This is a genomic window from Pseudophaeobacter leonis (assembly GCF_002087335.1).
In the GTDB taxonomy this organism is placed as follows: Bacteria; Pseudomonadota; Alphaproteobacteria; order Rhodobacterales; family Rhodobacteraceae; genus Pseudophaeobacter; species Pseudophaeobacter leonis.
Genome location: NZ_MWVJ01000020.1, coordinates 18626 through 32987, shown reverse-complemented (window position 1 = coordinate 32987; position 14362 = coordinate 18626). Strand labels below are relative to the sequence as shown.

The window sequence follows — 14362 nt, the reverse complement described above, 5'->3', positions numbered from 1 at the left end:
TGCTCATTATATGCAGGGTAGTGTCCCTGCGGCCCCCGCCCGGTATAGTGCAGACCGGGCGCATTAAGAGGGGCTATTTGGTTATATCAGGCGCGTCGACGGCCTTCATGCCTACAACATGGTAGCCTGCATCTACGTGCAGGTTCTCGCCGGTCACGCCAGAGGCGAGATCAGACAGCAAATAAAGCGCCGATTTGCCAACATCATCCGTGGTCACATTGCGACGCAGCGGCGAGTTATACTCGTTCCACTTCATAATGTAGCGGAAATCACCGATTCCCGAGGCGGCCAGGGTCTTGATCGGCCCGGCAGATATCGCGTTGACGCGGATGCCGTCCTTGCCAAGATCTTCGGCGAGATACTTCACAGAAGCTTCCAGAGCCGCCTTGGCAACGCCCATAACATTATAGTGCGGCATGACCTGCTCGGCGCCATAATAGGTCAGGGTCAGCATAGAGCCGCCTTCGGACATCATCTTTTCCGCACGTTTCGCAACGGCCGTGAAAGAATACACCGAGATATCCATGGTCATCTGGAAATTATCGCGGCTGGTGTCGACATAGCGTCCCCGCAGCTCGTTCTTGTCGGAGAAACCAATGGCATGGACAATAAAGTCCAGCTTGCCCCATTTCTCGCTCAGCGCAGCAAACAGCGCGTCGATCGAGGTCTCGTCGCCAACATCGCAGGGCAGCACAATGTCGCTGCCCAATTGAGCAGCCAGAGGCAGGACGCGTTTTTTCAAGGCATCGCCCTGAAAAGAAAAGGCCAGTTCGGCACCTGCGTCGGCACAGGCCTTGGCGATCCCCCAAGCAATCGATTTATCATTGGCCAGGCCCATGATCAGACCGCGCTTGCCGGCCATCAGTTGATTAGACATTCAGGTTCTCCGCCTGTGATCCGTGAAGTTAAAGACGTTTAATATGATGCAGCCTCTGCTTCAAGGGGCGACCTTGCCTGTTCGTCGCCTGTTCGTCGCTTGTGTTTTTCCGGCTCTTGCTGTTGGGAAATGCTCTGCCTACTGTGGCGCAGAAATCATAGATGAGGGTCCCATGAGTGAACGTTCAGGACTATTTGCCGGAGATGATCCCTTTGCTCTTGCCCGTGACTGGCTGGCAGAAGCCGAGAAATCAGAGCTCAATGACCCCAATGCAATCGCCCTGGCGACTGTCGATGCCAATGGACTGCCCAATGTCCGGATGGTTTTGCTCAAGGAAATCGAAGAAAATGCCTTTGTTTTCTACACCAACTACCAAAGCGCCAAGGCGCAGGAGCTGGATCAGGCTGGAAAGGCCTCCTTTGTCATTCACTGGAAATCTCTGCGGCGCCAGATTCGGGTGCGCGGAGAGATCAGTCGCGAAGAGGGGCCAAAAGCAGACGAGTATTATGCCTCGCGCTCCCTCAAGAGCCGTCTCGGCGCCTGGGCCTCGCAGCAGTCGCGTCCTTTAGATAGTCGTGCCAGCCTGATGGCAGAGGTGGCAAAGATAACGGCCACCAAAGGTCCGAATCCCCCAAGGCCGCCATTTTGGGGCGGTTACCGCATTTCCCCGGTCGAAATTGGATTTTGGGCGGGTGGGGCCTTTCGGTTGCACGACCGGTTTTTCTGGCGACGCGAGCGCGAACAGGACGATTGGTCGGTTTTGCGGCTAAATCCTTAAGCTGTTATGGAAGAAAATAGCACTGTCCTAACAAATGGGAGGATTTTTACTTGAACTGCATGCATGAAATCGCGCATCACTTCGTTACTAAAAATGAAAAAGACGCAGTGGATGAGATAATTGGCAGAAGATCTGAGCAGCCTTCAGCAAATCCAAGGCCTTGTTAAATGGTTTGATCCCACCAAAGGATTTGGTTTTGTTGTGTCCGATCTGGGCGGCCCTGACATTTTGTTGCATGTAAACGTACTACGGAATTTTGGACAGAGTTCGGTCGCGGATGGTACCCGCATCGAGATCGTCACCCATCGCACCGACAGAGGTGTGCAGGCGGTAGAGGTCTTGTCGATTTCACCTCCGGAACGGGACGACACGCCTGTTCTGAGTGATTTTGCCGATTTGGATCTGTCTGATGTAAAAGCCAGGCCACTGCAGGCCGCGCGCGTAAAGTGGTTCAACAAAGGCAAGGGCTTTGGATTTGCCAATGTCTTTGGCAGTGACAAAGACATCTTTTTGCATGTTGAGGTTCTGCGCCAGTCTGGTCTGGCCGATTTGCAACCCGGCGAAGCCCTGGCGATGCGGGTCATTGATGGCAAGCGGGGTCAGATGGCCGCTGAGGTTCATGCCTGGGAAGCTGCCCTGGCCGACTGCGACCAGGACGATTGATCCCGATGGTGCGGCTGAGATCTTTTCTCGCCGCTCCGGCTCTGGCTTTGGGCCTGCTTTATTGCCTGACCAATCCTTACCCTTCCCCCGCGCAGGCATCTGACCAAACTGGTGACTGTCGCCTTGATCGCGTTGAGCTGCGCGGCGACTGGGGGCAAGCCTCTTTTACTGTAGAAATAGCTGACGACGAGGCAGAACGGGCGCAGGGACTGATGTTCCGCGAGAGCTTGGCGCGCGGAGCAGGCATGCTCTTTGTCTATCCAGAACCGCAGACCGCTGCTTTCTGGATGAAAAACACCCTTATCCCTCTCGACATAATTTTCTTCAACGAATCCGGTCAGGTTATCCGCATCCAGGCGAATGCCGTTCCGGGCGATCTGACACCGCTTCCGGGCGGGGATAATGTCTTTGCCGTGCTTGAAATCAATGCCGGTTTGGCCGCGCGTTATGGGATTTCGACAGGCTCTGAGATGCGCCATGAAGTTTTTTCAAAAACTGCACCAATTTGGCCTTGTTAGGGGTTTTCAAATCCATTCACTGGCGTTAGGAACAGCGCACGGTTCGGGGCGTGGCGCAGTCTGGTAGCGCACCTGTTTTGGGTACAGGGGGTCGTGAGTTCGAATCTCGCCGCCCCGACCACTTTCAAAGAAAACCCAATGATTTCTTTGATACTCTCGCGAGAGGGCAGGCTTCCTGCCCCTCGCCAGAGAGCTTAGAAATACCCTCAGAAATAACATTTCAGCCAGTGTTGGCACTGCTTTTGTTTATGTGGTTTTTCTGGTCTTAAACCTGCTGACATCAAGGTCGCCACACACCTCACTCGTTGTTGCCCGGCTATGGTTTACTGCCTCCCACCTGTCATTCCGCACCTGTCATCCCGCAACTGTCACCTCTGACCAGACAGAGATTCCCTGCGCGGTGTTGCCCGGGGCATGGTGACGCCCTGGATGCGTGAGGCTTTGGGCAAACAACTTTGGTGTGTGGTTTCGCCAGATGGCTGCTTTGTTGCGCGACCTGTTTGGTGTCTGTGAGGCTTGCTTTGACTAGAATCAGTTCAGCTAGTGGCCTGGCTAGGCAAGGACCACAAAATCTTGCGTTAACGCTTCCTTAAGGAAGTGACGCGGAACTGCTTCAACTTGCGCCTAAATATGTAACTTGGATCTGTATTTCCTGTGGGGAAGGCCGGGAGTTCAGTGCAACCATGTCACAACCTGCAGCGACCCTTCCGGATCAATCTGCGGCACAGAGCCCCGCTCAATTTTGTGGCGACTCCCTGAAGACCGTTTTGATTTTTTTTGAGCTTCTTGTGACAAGCCTTTGCCCTTAGCCAAATTTTTTTGGCTGACCATTTGCAGCTTTTGCTGAGAACAAAATGAAGTTGTGTGGATGAATCACTCTTGCAGTGAACCACTGCAACGCGCCGCGTCGCGTCAACAGCAAAGATGGGCTGAAATTGGTAAAATTTCCGTTGACCATATTGGTGTGAATACGTCAAATTGTGCTCACCTGTAGCGACGCCACAAGATCTGGTAGGTCTTTGCGGTGTAGCAACAAGACGAAAACACACGTCACATCCGACTGAACGGCCGGCGAATGGCCTAAGAGAAGCAAGCCCATCAAGAGGCGTGCCGGTTGTTTCGTGGTTTCAGTACGGCAAGGGCTGCGCGCAGTGCGGCACGGATGATCACGGCGAGACAGTGAAAAACACAAGGGGCAGAGCATGAAGATCGAGCGGAAGTTTACCAAGGCGGGTCAGGGCGCATATTCGAATCTGGATTTCATTTCGGCGACATCCGAGATTCGTAACCCCGATGGCACCATTGTCTTTCGTTTGGAGAACATCGAAGTCCCGTCAAACTGGAGCCAGGTCGCCAGTGATGTTATTGCCCAAAAATACTTCCGCAAGGCAGGCGTTCCCCAGCGTCTGAAGAAAGTTAAGGAAAAAGATGTGCCAGAATTTCTCTGGGCTCTGTCCCCGATGGCAAGGACGTGCCCACAGGCGGCGAGATCTCGTCCAAGCAGGTGTTTGACCGCCTGGCAGGCGCCTGGACCTATTGGGGCTGGAAGGGCGGCTATTTCACCTCTGAGGAAGACGCGCGCGCCTATTTTGACGAAATGCGCCACATGCTGGCAACGCAGCGCGCCGCCCCCAATAGCCCGCAATGGTTCAACACCGGGCTGCACTGGGCCTATGGCATTGATGGCCCTGCCCAGGGGCATCACTATGTTGACTACAAGACCGGCAAGCTGACCAAATCAACCAGCTCGTATGAGCACCCACAGCCGCATGCCTGCTTTATTCAGTCTGTCTCGGATGATCTGGTCAATGACGGCGGCATTATGGATCTTTGGGTGCGTGAGGCGCGCCTGTTCAAATACGGCTCTGGCACCGGCACCAACGTGAGTCATCTGCGCGGCGAGGGCGAGGCCCTGTCCGGCGGCGGAAAATCTTCCGGCCTGATGGGCTTTCTCAAAATCGGCGACCGGGCAGCGGGCGCGATCAAATCAGGGGGCACCACACGGCGTGCCGCCAAGATGGTGATCGTTGACGCCGACCATCCTGATATCGAAGACTTCATCCAGTGGAAGGTCATTGAGGAGCAAAAGGTTGCCTCCATCGTGGCCGGCTCAAAAATGCATGAAAAGATGCTCAATGGCATCTTTGCCGCGATCCGGTCCTGGGATGGTGCTGCAGACAGCGCCTATGAGCCCTCCGGCAACCCGGCGCTGAAACAGGCCGTCCGCGAGGCGATATAGGTCGCGATCCCTGAGACCTATATCAAGCGCGTGCTGGACTATGCCAAGCAGGGCTATGACAGTATCGAGTTCCCTACCTACGATACCGATTGGGATTCCGAGGCCTATAGCTCTGTGTCCGGACAAAATTCCAACAACTCGATCCGGGTCACCAATGCCTTTCTGCATGCGGTGGAAAAGGATGCCGACTGGCAGCTGATCAACCGCACCGATGGTAAGGTCGCCAAGACCGTCAAGGCGCGCGATCTCTGGGCCAAAGTCGGCCATGCCGCCTGGGCCTGCGCCGATCCCGGCATCCAGTTCCACGACACGGTGAATGAGTGGCACACTTGCCCGAATGACGGTGAGATCCGTGGTTCAAACCCCTGTTCTGAATATATGTTCCTCGATGATACCGCCTGCAATCTGGCCTCTTTGAACCTGCTGACCTTCTACAAGGATGGGAAGTTCATGGCAGAGGATTACATGCACGCCTGCCGCCTGTGGACCCTGACGCTGGAGGTCTCGGTCACCATGGCGCAGTTCCCCTCCAAAGAGATCGCGCAGCGGTCCTATGACTTCCGCACCCTGGGGCTTGGCTATGCCAATATCGGCGGCTTGCTGATGAACATGGGCCATGGCTATGACAGCGAAGAAGGGCGCGCGCTTTGCGGATCCCTTAGCGCGCTGATGACCGGCGTTGCCTATGCCACATCGGCCGAGATGGCAGCGGAACTAGGCGCCTTTGCCGGCTATGCAAAGAACGCTGACGCGATGCTGAAAGTCATTCGCAACCACCGCAATGATGCCATGGGCAAGGCAACCGGCTATGAAGGTCTGTCGGTGCCGCCGGTGCCGCTGGATATTCGCGGCTGCCCCGATGCGCGCCTGGCAGATCTTGCCATGGGTGCCTGGGACGAGGCACTGGATCTGGGCGAAAAGCACGGCAAACGCAATGCGCAAACCACCGTGATCGCGCCAACGGCACCATTGGTCTGGTGATGGACTGCGACACCACCGGGATCGAGCCAGATTTTGCCCTGGTGAAGTTCAAGAAACTGGCCGGCGGCGGCTATTTCAAGATCATCAACCGCTCGGTGCCTTCGGCGCTTGAAGGGCTGGGCTATAGCTCGTCGCAGATTGAGGAAATCGTCTCTTATGCGGTGGGCCACGGCACCATTGGCAACGCGCCGGGGATCAATCACACCTCTCTGACCGGTCACGGCTTTGGTGCCAATGAATTGTCCAAGATTGACAGTGCCTTGGAGGCCGCTTTTGATATTCGTTTTGTGTTCAATCAGTGGACCCTTGGCGAAGATTTCTGCACCGGTGTGTTGGGCATCCCGGCCAAAAAGCTGAATGATCCGACCTTTGATCTGTTGCGGCATCTGGGCTTTAGCAAGGCCGATATCGACGCGGCCAATGACCATGTCTGTGGCACCATGACCCTGGAAGGCGCGCCACATCTGAAAGAAGAGCACTATCATATCTTTGATTGCGCCAATGCTTGCGGCAAGAAAGGTAAGCGTTATCTGAGTGTTGAAAGCCATATTAGAATGATGGCATCGGCTCAGAGCTTTATCTCAGGCGCCATTTCCAAAACAATCAACATGCCAAATGATGCGGCCATTGAGGAATGCCAGAAGGCCTATGAGCTGAGCTGGTCTCTGGGTGTAAAAGCCAATGCGCTGTACCGGGATGGCTCAAAGCGAGCCAGCCCCTGGCCGCAGCCCTGGTTGAGGATGACGATGAGGCTGCTGAAATCCTGGAAACAGGCAGCCAGCATGAAAAAACCGTCGTTCTGGCAGAGAAGATTGTCGAAAAGATCGTGGTTCAGGAAGTGGCGAAATCGCACCGGACCAAGATGCCGCATCGCCGCAAAGGCTATACGCAAAAGGCGGTTGTTGGTGGTCACAAGGTCTATCTGCGCACCGGAGAATACGAGAGCGGCACGCTTGGTGAGATCTTTATTGATATGCACAAAGAGGGTGCCGGGTTCCGGGCCATGATGAACAACTTTGCCATCGCGGTCTCTGTCGGCCTGCAATATGGCGTACCGCTTGAGGAGTTTGTCGACGCCTTTACCTTCACCAAGTTCGAGCCCGCAGGCATGGTTCAGGGCAACGACTCGATCAAGAATGCCACCTCGGTGCTGGACTATATTTTCCGCGAATTGGCCGTGAGCTACCTCGACCGGACAGATCTGGCGCATGTCAAACCCGAAGGCCCGGCCTTTGATGACATTGGGCGCGGCGAACAAGAGGGGGTGTCCAACCTCTCCGAGCTGAGCGAAAGCGCCGCGATCCGCTCGCTGGAAGTGCTCAAGCAGATTTCATCCACGGGCTATCTGCGTAAGCGTCTGCCGCAGGATCTGGTGGTGCTTCAGGGCGGGCAATCCCTGGCGACGAGTTTTATGACCAGCGGCGACCCGGTTGCTGACCTGCAAGCGCTGGTTCCAGAAGCCTCCGCCGCGCCGGTCACCGGCATGGACGCGCGGGTAAAGGCCAAAATGCAGGGCTACGAAGGAGAGGCCTGCGGTGAATGTGGCAACTACACATTGGTGCGCAACGGCACCTGCATGAAGTGCAACACCTGCGGATCCACATCTGGCTGCAGCTGATGTAAAACAGGCATTCGAGCAGAATGTTCCGGGGCAGAGACGCAATCAGGAATGGTTCGCGCTTCTGCCCCGGATGTGTCTTGCAACTCTTCCCTGATCTGGCGACACGCCCCGGCAAAGCCTGCATCTATGAGTGCCGGGCGCGCAGTTCCGTGGTAATTTCATTCGATCAGATTTGCGATGTTGATCCGCTATGGCATTGGAAGAAATGCCAAAATCGCGCGTGACGGCAATGGTCCGCACGCGGGGGATATGTTGATTTTTCAAATGATCATTGAAGAATCACGTTTTGTTCTGCTCTCATGATCCGTATTACATTTCATTTTTAGGAATATTGATCATGCGCTTTTCGCTGAACGGGTCAGATAGCAGCCCATTTGAAACTGCTTTTTCCAATGCAACCGCTGCTGTCGGGCGGACTACCCGAAACTGGTTTGAGCTACAGACCGTTGATGATCTGGGCAATGATCTCGCAGTGACCCGCTTTTTTGTCTCAGAAGTGATCTACGATGACGAGACAGGTGATCCGGTCGGCGGCATTGTCGACAAGATCGTGGTGAAAGTCGACGGCGCCACGGTGGCAACCTTTTCCGGGTTTGAAGCCACAACAGCCGAGCTGGACGCGTTCATGGACCCTTTGCTGCTAAATGGAGATGCCAGTGCTTTTCAGAGCTGGTTTCAGGCTGAGCTTCAACTCTTTGTCGCAAGCAAAGGTGGCCCCGGAGTCACAAGTGAGATTGGCGACTTCGCTAATGCAGTAAAGTTCCTCGGAACAAACTCTGATGACATCTTCGTGGCGGGCGACTTTGACGATAATCTCATTGCCCGCGGCGGCAATGATAGCATCATGGCTCAGGACGGTGATGATCGCGTGGTTGGCGGCGCTGGACGGGACACGATTGACGGGGGAAGCGGCGACGACCGACTGATTGGCGGAAAGACGCCGATGACATTACTGGCGGTGCCGGTCAGGACACGATCAAAGGTGGCTCGGGCGCCGACACGCTGGAAGGTGGTAGCGGCAATGACACTATCATCGGCGGTGGCGGCAACGACGTGATTACCAGTTCTGAAGGGAACAACACCCTGTCTGGTGGCGGTGGAGATGATACGATTACAGGCGGTTTGGGAGATGATGCGATCTCAGGCGGCGCAGGCAACGATGTCCTTGCTCAAGGGGCAGGCGGCTCAGGTTCTCTTGATGGCGGTGCCGGTCATGACGTTCTGACAGGGGGGGATGCTGCGCCTCAGAACCTTTCCGGCGGTTCTGGAAATGATACCATTGGCGGCGGTCTGTTGGATGACTTCATCCAAGGTGGGGCTGGGTCAGATGTGATCAATGGCAACGGTGGCGCTGATACCATTATAGGCGGCAGCGGTCGTGATATTCTTTCGGGTGGCTCAGGCGCAGACCAATTTATGTTTGCCCCTTCAGACAGCGGCAAAGGCGATTTCGCGGATGCTATCACCGATTTCAACTCGTTTGGGGACGCAGACCTAATCGCGCTGGAGATGGGCACGGCGCTTGATTTCATTGGCGCGGAGACCTTTAGTGGTGTTGGGACTGGTGAAGTTCGCGTGACTGAAGATGGTGTCGATTCCACGGTTCTGATTGATCTCGACGGCGACGGCACCGGCGATATGGCGATTATCGTCGAGGGCTACCTTGGCCTGGTCGAAAGCGACTTTCTGCTGACGTAAATACCTGTCTGGGAGGCGCGCTACAGTATCGTGCACCTCCCAAGCATGGAGCACACGTAAGGCCAATCCGGAGGGGCATGATGTTCACAGTGTCGGCTCGCAAAGGGCCCGAACACTAAGTGCCCGATGGCTAAGCGCCCCCTCGCCAATATGGTCTTGGTTTGACCAAGCTGCAGACAGCGCATCACTCTTTATCGAGGCCTGATGGTCGCGGCTTTTCACCTGCGTGGCCATTTTTCCCCAAATTTTGGAAACGATGCCTTGGGTGAAACATAGCTCTTAAGCTTATGATTTTGTTGATTTACGGTCCTTTTGGTATAGTATCCTCACGGCTTTCCCTTGCGGCATGACCTTGGGTTGGGCATTGCCTTTCAAATATAGTCCACATACGAACTAGGTGGAACCATATGCGATAGGGTCATGTCAGAAAAACTGCGCGTCTTTCACCAACTGCAAGTGGCCCACAGCGCATTGTTTCGGGCTGCGGATCGCCGTACCCGCAGCGCGCTTGGCCTGACGACCAGCCAGTTTGCCGTGCTCCTGGTGCTCTCACAACAGGATGGGCAGCCAATCTCAGAGATCGCAAAGCGGCTTTCCATGGGGAAATCCAGCCTCACGGGTCTTGTCGATCGTATGGTCGATCGGGGTCTGGTACGCCGAATGCCGTCCCTGCGCGATGGGCGGGTGATCAATATCCACCTGCAGGACAGCGGCGCAAATCTGCTGGCAAGGGCCAAACAGGAGACCAGTCATTTCAACGCGGCCTTGCTTGAACCTTTCAGCGGGCCAGAACAACAGGTTATCCAACGTTTCTTACGTCATCTGGTTGACCATGCAGATGAGATCATCAATCCGGCAGAGCCAAATCAGGGAGGTGATCATGACGCCAGCGACCAAACGTGAGCCGATAAGTTTTAAGGCCAGTGACGGTGTAACGCTACAGGTGATCTGACCTTTGGCAAAGACCCAAAACTGGCCGTTTTGATCTCTTCCGGCACCGGGTTTCCACGGCATTTCTATCATCCGGTGGCCACGTATCTCGCTGAACGTGGCGCGCTTGTTCTGACCTATGATTATCGTGGCATTGCCCAATCCCGAAGTGAAGATCTGGCGCAGTCAAAAATCGAGTATCCCGATTGGGGCCGCTATGACATGGTCGCAGCAGTTGAGTCCCTTGCCAAGGCCGCACCAGGTCTGCGCAAAACGCATCTTGCCCATAGTGTTGGCGGCCATTTTCTTGGGGTGATGTCCAACCACCAAGAGATTGATCGCCATGCCTTTATCTCAGTTGGCACCGGCTATTTTGGCGGTCATCACCTTCGAAACCGCGCGCTGGAGTTCTACTTTTGGTGGGGGCTTGGGACTTACGCGCTGTTGCGGTGGGGCTATATAAAGCCCGTTGGTGGCTGGCAGGGAGAAGCCTTGCCGCCGCGCCTGTTTCGCACCTGGCGAAAGTGGAGCCATCGCAAGTCGTATTTCCAGCCGGATTACCACACCCTGTTGAAGCCGCAGCACTATAGTGAGGTGACAGCGCCAATCCGCTCGTGGATTTTCTCAGATGATCCGATTGCCACACCCATTGCGGCGCACGATCTTTTGGACTGCTATCCCAACGCGCCACAGTCGGTGCAGCTCAGAACGCCCCAAGACATAGGCGTGCGGCGCATCGGGCACGAGGGGGCCTTTCGCCCAGGGCGAAAGGCGCTTTGGGCAGAATGCTGGGATTGGCTTTCACAAGATGATACAACACCTTGAACAGATGATAGAAACACCACAACCCAGACCAGTCAGGATTGCCAAAATGAGCGATACAATCTCAATTCAGACCCAGGATCGGGTCACCACCTTAACGATCAACCGCCCAAGCAAACGCAATGCTATCACCCAGGATATGTATGGCGAAATGGCCGCGGCGCTGCAGGACTATGCCAGCTCTGACGCGCAGCGCGCCTTTGTCATTACCGGGGCAGAAGACTATTTTACCGCCGGCAATGATCTGCAGGATTTCTCTACGGCGTCCCATAGCGGTGATCTGCCGCCAGTCGCTCTGTTTCTAAACGCGATTTCCGAATGTCCCAAGCCGGTGATTGCGGCTGTGAACGGCCCGGCAATTGGCATCGGTCTCACCATGCTGCTGCATTGTGATCTGGTTTACGCGGCCGAAAGCGCCACCTTTACCGCGCCTTTTGTCAAACTGGGTCTGGTGCCCGAAGCGGCCTCTTCACTGCTGCTCTCGGCCTCGGTAGGGATGGCGGTTGCCAATGATGTCTTACTGGCCGGCCGGAGCCTGAGCGCCGAGGAAGCGCATAACTATGGCCTGATTGCGCGGGTTTTCCCTGATGCGGATCTGGCGGCTGAGGTTGCGATTATTGCCGCACATGTCGCAAATTCGGCCCCACAGGCAATGAAGCTCTCTAAATCTCTTATCCGGGCCAACAGGGAACAGGTGGCACAGCAGATGGCAAAAGAGGCCGAACATTTTGTGGCGCAACTAAAATCGCCAGAGTTTGCCGAAGTGGTCGCTGCGATGATGCAAAAGCGGCAGCCGTCCTTCACCTGACCCTTATGCCTGGATGAGTTTCAGGGTGTAGTGATCTGAATTATTTGCATGAATGTCCCTTGCCGTTTTGGCAAGGGCACACACCCCACGCGCTTTTAGCTGGTTTTCAGACCGTAGTCGGCAAAGGCCTTTTTCACATCAAACATGTCTTTGCTGCTGAGGATCTTGGGCTGACCGATGCTCAGCGCGGTGACATATCCCTTGGCTAGGGTCTCTAGCTCTGTCATTCGCCATTGCGCCCGCTCAAGCGTGTCGCCCGTCACAACTGCGCCGTGGTTTGCCATCAGACAGGCAGATCTGTCCTGTAGCGCTGTAAGCACGTGGCGCGACAGCTCTGCCGTGCCAAACAGGGCATACTCCGCCACCCGTACGTCGTCGCCACCAAATGCCGCCACCATATAGTGACAGGCCGGGATCAGTTGATGGTTCATGGCCAAGGCCGTGCAGAAAACCGGATGAGCGTGCACGACGGCCATTTCTTGCGGCTTGGCCAGTAGAATATCCCGGTGGAACTGCCATTCCGAAGAGGGCTTCATCTGGCCGCGCGCGATTGCGCTGCCATCAAGAGGCACCAAAACCAGCATGTCGGGACGCATTTTTTCCTAGGCGACACCTGAGGGCGTGATCAGCATGCCCTCTTGCGTCCTGAGGGAAATATTGCCGGATACAACCTGATTAACACCCGAGGCATTCATGTCCAGGCAGGCATCAATGATGGATTGCCGGACCGTGGTGCTATCTGAATAGGGTGTCGTCACGCGTCTCACCCCGCGCTCTGACGGGCGGATCCTGCCAGATCCGGAAACAGACCTGCCAGACCGGATGCACTGGCATCACAAATGCCGCGCTCGGTGATCAGCCCTGTGACCAGTCGGGCAGGGGTTACGTCAAATGCAGGGTTGGCCAACCTGGGTTGCGGCTGGGGTCACGCGGACCGTGGCGATAGCGCCTCTCTCACCCGTGCCCTGAACATGTGAGACCTCACCTGCCTCACGGTCTTCGATCGGGATCTCAGCCAGGCCCGCAGTAGCGGTCCAGTCGATGGTCGGGGACGGCAGTGCTACATAGAAAGGGGATATCGTTATCTTTGGCAGCTAATGCCTTGAGATAGGTGCCAATTTTGTTGCAGACATCGCCCTGACGCGTGGTGCGGTCGGTGCCGGTAATCACGATGTCGACCTCGCCGTGTTGCATCAAATGGCCGCCTGCATTGTCGGTAATATAGCTGTGGCTGATGCCATGACTGCCGAGCTCCCATGCGGTGAGCGCGCCCTGATTGCGGGGGCGGGTTTCATCCACCCAAACATGCAATGGAATACCAGCCTCATGCGCCTGATACATCGGACTGGTGGCGGTGCCCCAGTCAACAGTGGCGATCCAGCCGGCGTTGCAATGGGTCAGGATCCGCACCGGGCTGCCCTGTGATTTTTGCGCGGCGATCTCTTTGATAAGCTGCAATCCGTGCAGGCCGATGCGGCGGTTGATTTCGACATCTTCCGCCGCAATTTCATGCGCCAAAACCAGTGCCGCTGCTCCGCGCTGGTCTGCAGGCAGCACCGTCAGCACCTGGCGGCACCGGTCCAATGCCCATTTGAGGTTGATCGCTGTGGGGCGGGTTGCATTCAAAACCTCCCAGGCAGAGTTCAGAGCAGCATCGCTGGGGTCAAGACGCATCGCAAGAGCCATGCCATAGGCGGCAGTTGCCCCGATCAAAGGGGCGCCGCGGACGTGCATATCTTTGATGGCGCAGCAAAAATCTTCGATACTGTCCAGCTGCTCTATGCGGAAATCATGCGGCAGCCATCTTGGGCAAGGATCTTCAGGGCTTGTGTGTTGGTGTCCCACCACAGGGAACGATAGGGGGTGCCGTCGACTTTCACAGAAGACCTCCGAAAATGCTGATCGCGTTGTCGTTTCACGCGAATAGGATTTAGTCTGCCAATGCCAGGCCTGCGCAGGATGACAGCAACCTGGGCAAGGCGTTCAGATCAGGTCTCGCGGAAAAGCAGCAGTCGCGCAAGGCCCAGGTTGAGATCCGCAAAGGTTGAGATCAGCAAAGGTTGAGACCGGCCCAGGTTAAGACCGGCACAGGGCTAGCCCCTGGCGCGCAGCCCCCGTTCATAGGCTGCGGTCAAAATCATCTGCCACTTTTTGGGCGTGCAGCGGTATTCTGGTTCCACATCAAACCGCAGCGGTTGTACATCAGAATTGGGAATCACGCCGCGCAGCCGCCGAGACATGGCGTTCCAGCGACCAAAAGTCTGCGATCTTCGCGCTGTCAGCCACCAGGTCACTTAGTAAAATCAATACTCAGAACTCCTGCTACCTTCACCCCAACAGGCTCAGGACTGTATCACTTTTTATCACACTTTTATTATCAGAGTACCGAGATCGTGTCATGATCGTAAATTGACTGCGGTTTTCGGT

Annotated in this window: 9 protein-coding genes, 1 tRNA gene and 3 pseudogenes; 10 read left to right on the top strand and 3 right to left on the bottom strand. The window is 55.7% G+C overall.

The genetic code is table 11. From position 1 onward, the window contains the following. Positions 1 to 73: 73 nt before the first annotated feature. Positions 74 to 877 carry an enoyl-ACP reductase FabI gene (gene fabI / locus B4968_RS06505; RefSeq protein WP_083097606.1) on the bottom strand — a complete coding sequence of 268 codons (804 nt, stop codon included), beginning with the start codon at positions 875 to 877 and terminating at the stop codon, positions 74 to 76. Between the two features lie 172 nt (positions 878 to 1049). Here fabI and pdxH point away from each other — a divergent pair, with 172 nt between their 5' ends. The 10 genes and pseudogenes from pdxH (at position 1050) to B4968_RS06455 (ending at position 11935) form a co-directional block, all read left to right on the top strand. Next, positions 1050 to 1655: a pyridoxamine 5'-phosphate oxidase gene (gene pdxH, locus B4968_RS06500; RefSeq protein WP_083097648.1), complete on the top strand. Its 606-nt coding sequence runs from the start codon at positions 1050 to 1052 to the stop codon at positions 1653 to 1655. Between the two features lie 120 nt (positions 1656 to 1775). Further along, a complete protein-coding gene (locus B4968_RS06495; RefSeq protein ID WP_083097604.1) occupies positions 1776 to 2318 on the top strand; it encodes a cold-shock protein in 543 nt (180 codons plus the stop codon). Between the two features lie 5 nt (positions 2319 to 2323). Then, positions 2324 to 2836: a DUF192 domain-containing protein gene (locus B4968_RS06490; protein WP_083097602.1), complete on the top strand. Its 513-nt coding sequence runs from the start codon at positions 2324 to 2326 to the stop codon at positions 2834 to 2836. Positions 2837 to 2880: 44 nt separating this feature from the next. Then, positions 2881 to 2957, top strand: a tRNA-Pro gene (locus B4968_RS06485). 1081 nt (positions 2958 to 4038) lie between these two features. Further along, positions 4039 to 7674 (top strand): annotated as a pseudogene (locus B4968_RS06480) (vitamin B12-dependent ribonucleotide reductase). A 274-nt stretch (positions 7675 to 7948) separates the two neighbouring features. Beyond that, on the top strand, positions 7949 to 8734 hold the full coding sequence (locus B4968_RS23440; RefSeq protein WP_161492549.1) for a calcium-binding protein: 786 nt from the start codon (positions 7949 to 7951) through the stop codon (positions 8732 to 8734). Then, positions 8626 to 9375, top strand: a complete 750-nt coding sequence (locus B4968_RS06470) for a calcium-binding protein (RefSeq protein WP_083097598.1) — start codon at positions 8626 to 8628, stop codon at positions 9373 to 9375. The genes B4968_RS23440 and B4968_RS06470 overlap by 109 nt, the downstream gene beginning before the upstream one ends. A 420-nt stretch (positions 9376 to 9795) precedes the next feature. Beyond that, the gene (locus B4968_RS06465; RefSeq protein WP_083097596.1) at positions 9796 to 10278 is read left to right on the top strand and encodes a MarR family winged helix-turn-helix transcriptional regulator; all 483 of its coding nucleotides are present in this window, start codon (positions 9796 to 9798) and stop codon (positions 10276 to 10278) included. Between the two features lie 78 nt (positions 10279 to 10356). Further along, complete coding sequence (locus B4968_RS06460; protein ID WP_241525604.1) at positions 10357 to 11130, top strand: alpha/beta hydrolase family protein; 774 nt, start codon at positions 10357 to 10359, stop codon at positions 11128 to 11130. A 46-nt stretch (positions 11131 to 11176) separates the two neighbouring features. Continuing rightward, positions 11177 to 11935, top strand: a complete 759-nt coding sequence (locus B4968_RS06455) for an enoyl-CoA hydratase-related protein (RefSeq protein ID WP_083097594.1) — start codon at positions 11177 to 11179, stop codon at positions 11933 to 11935. Positions 11936 to 12030: 95 nt separating this feature from the next. On the opposite strand, the pseudogene B4968_RS06450 reads toward B4968_RS06455, so the two are convergent. Beyond that, a pseudogene (locus tag B4968_RS06450) lies at positions 12031 to 12693 on the bottom strand (class II aldolase/adducin family protein). A gap of 5 nt (positions 12694 to 12698) precedes the next feature. Further along, positions 12699 to 13815 (bottom strand): annotated as a pseudogene (gene mtnA / locus B4968_RS06445) (S-methyl-5-thioribose-1-phosphate isomerase). Positions 13816 to 14362 lie beyond the last annotated feature (547 nt).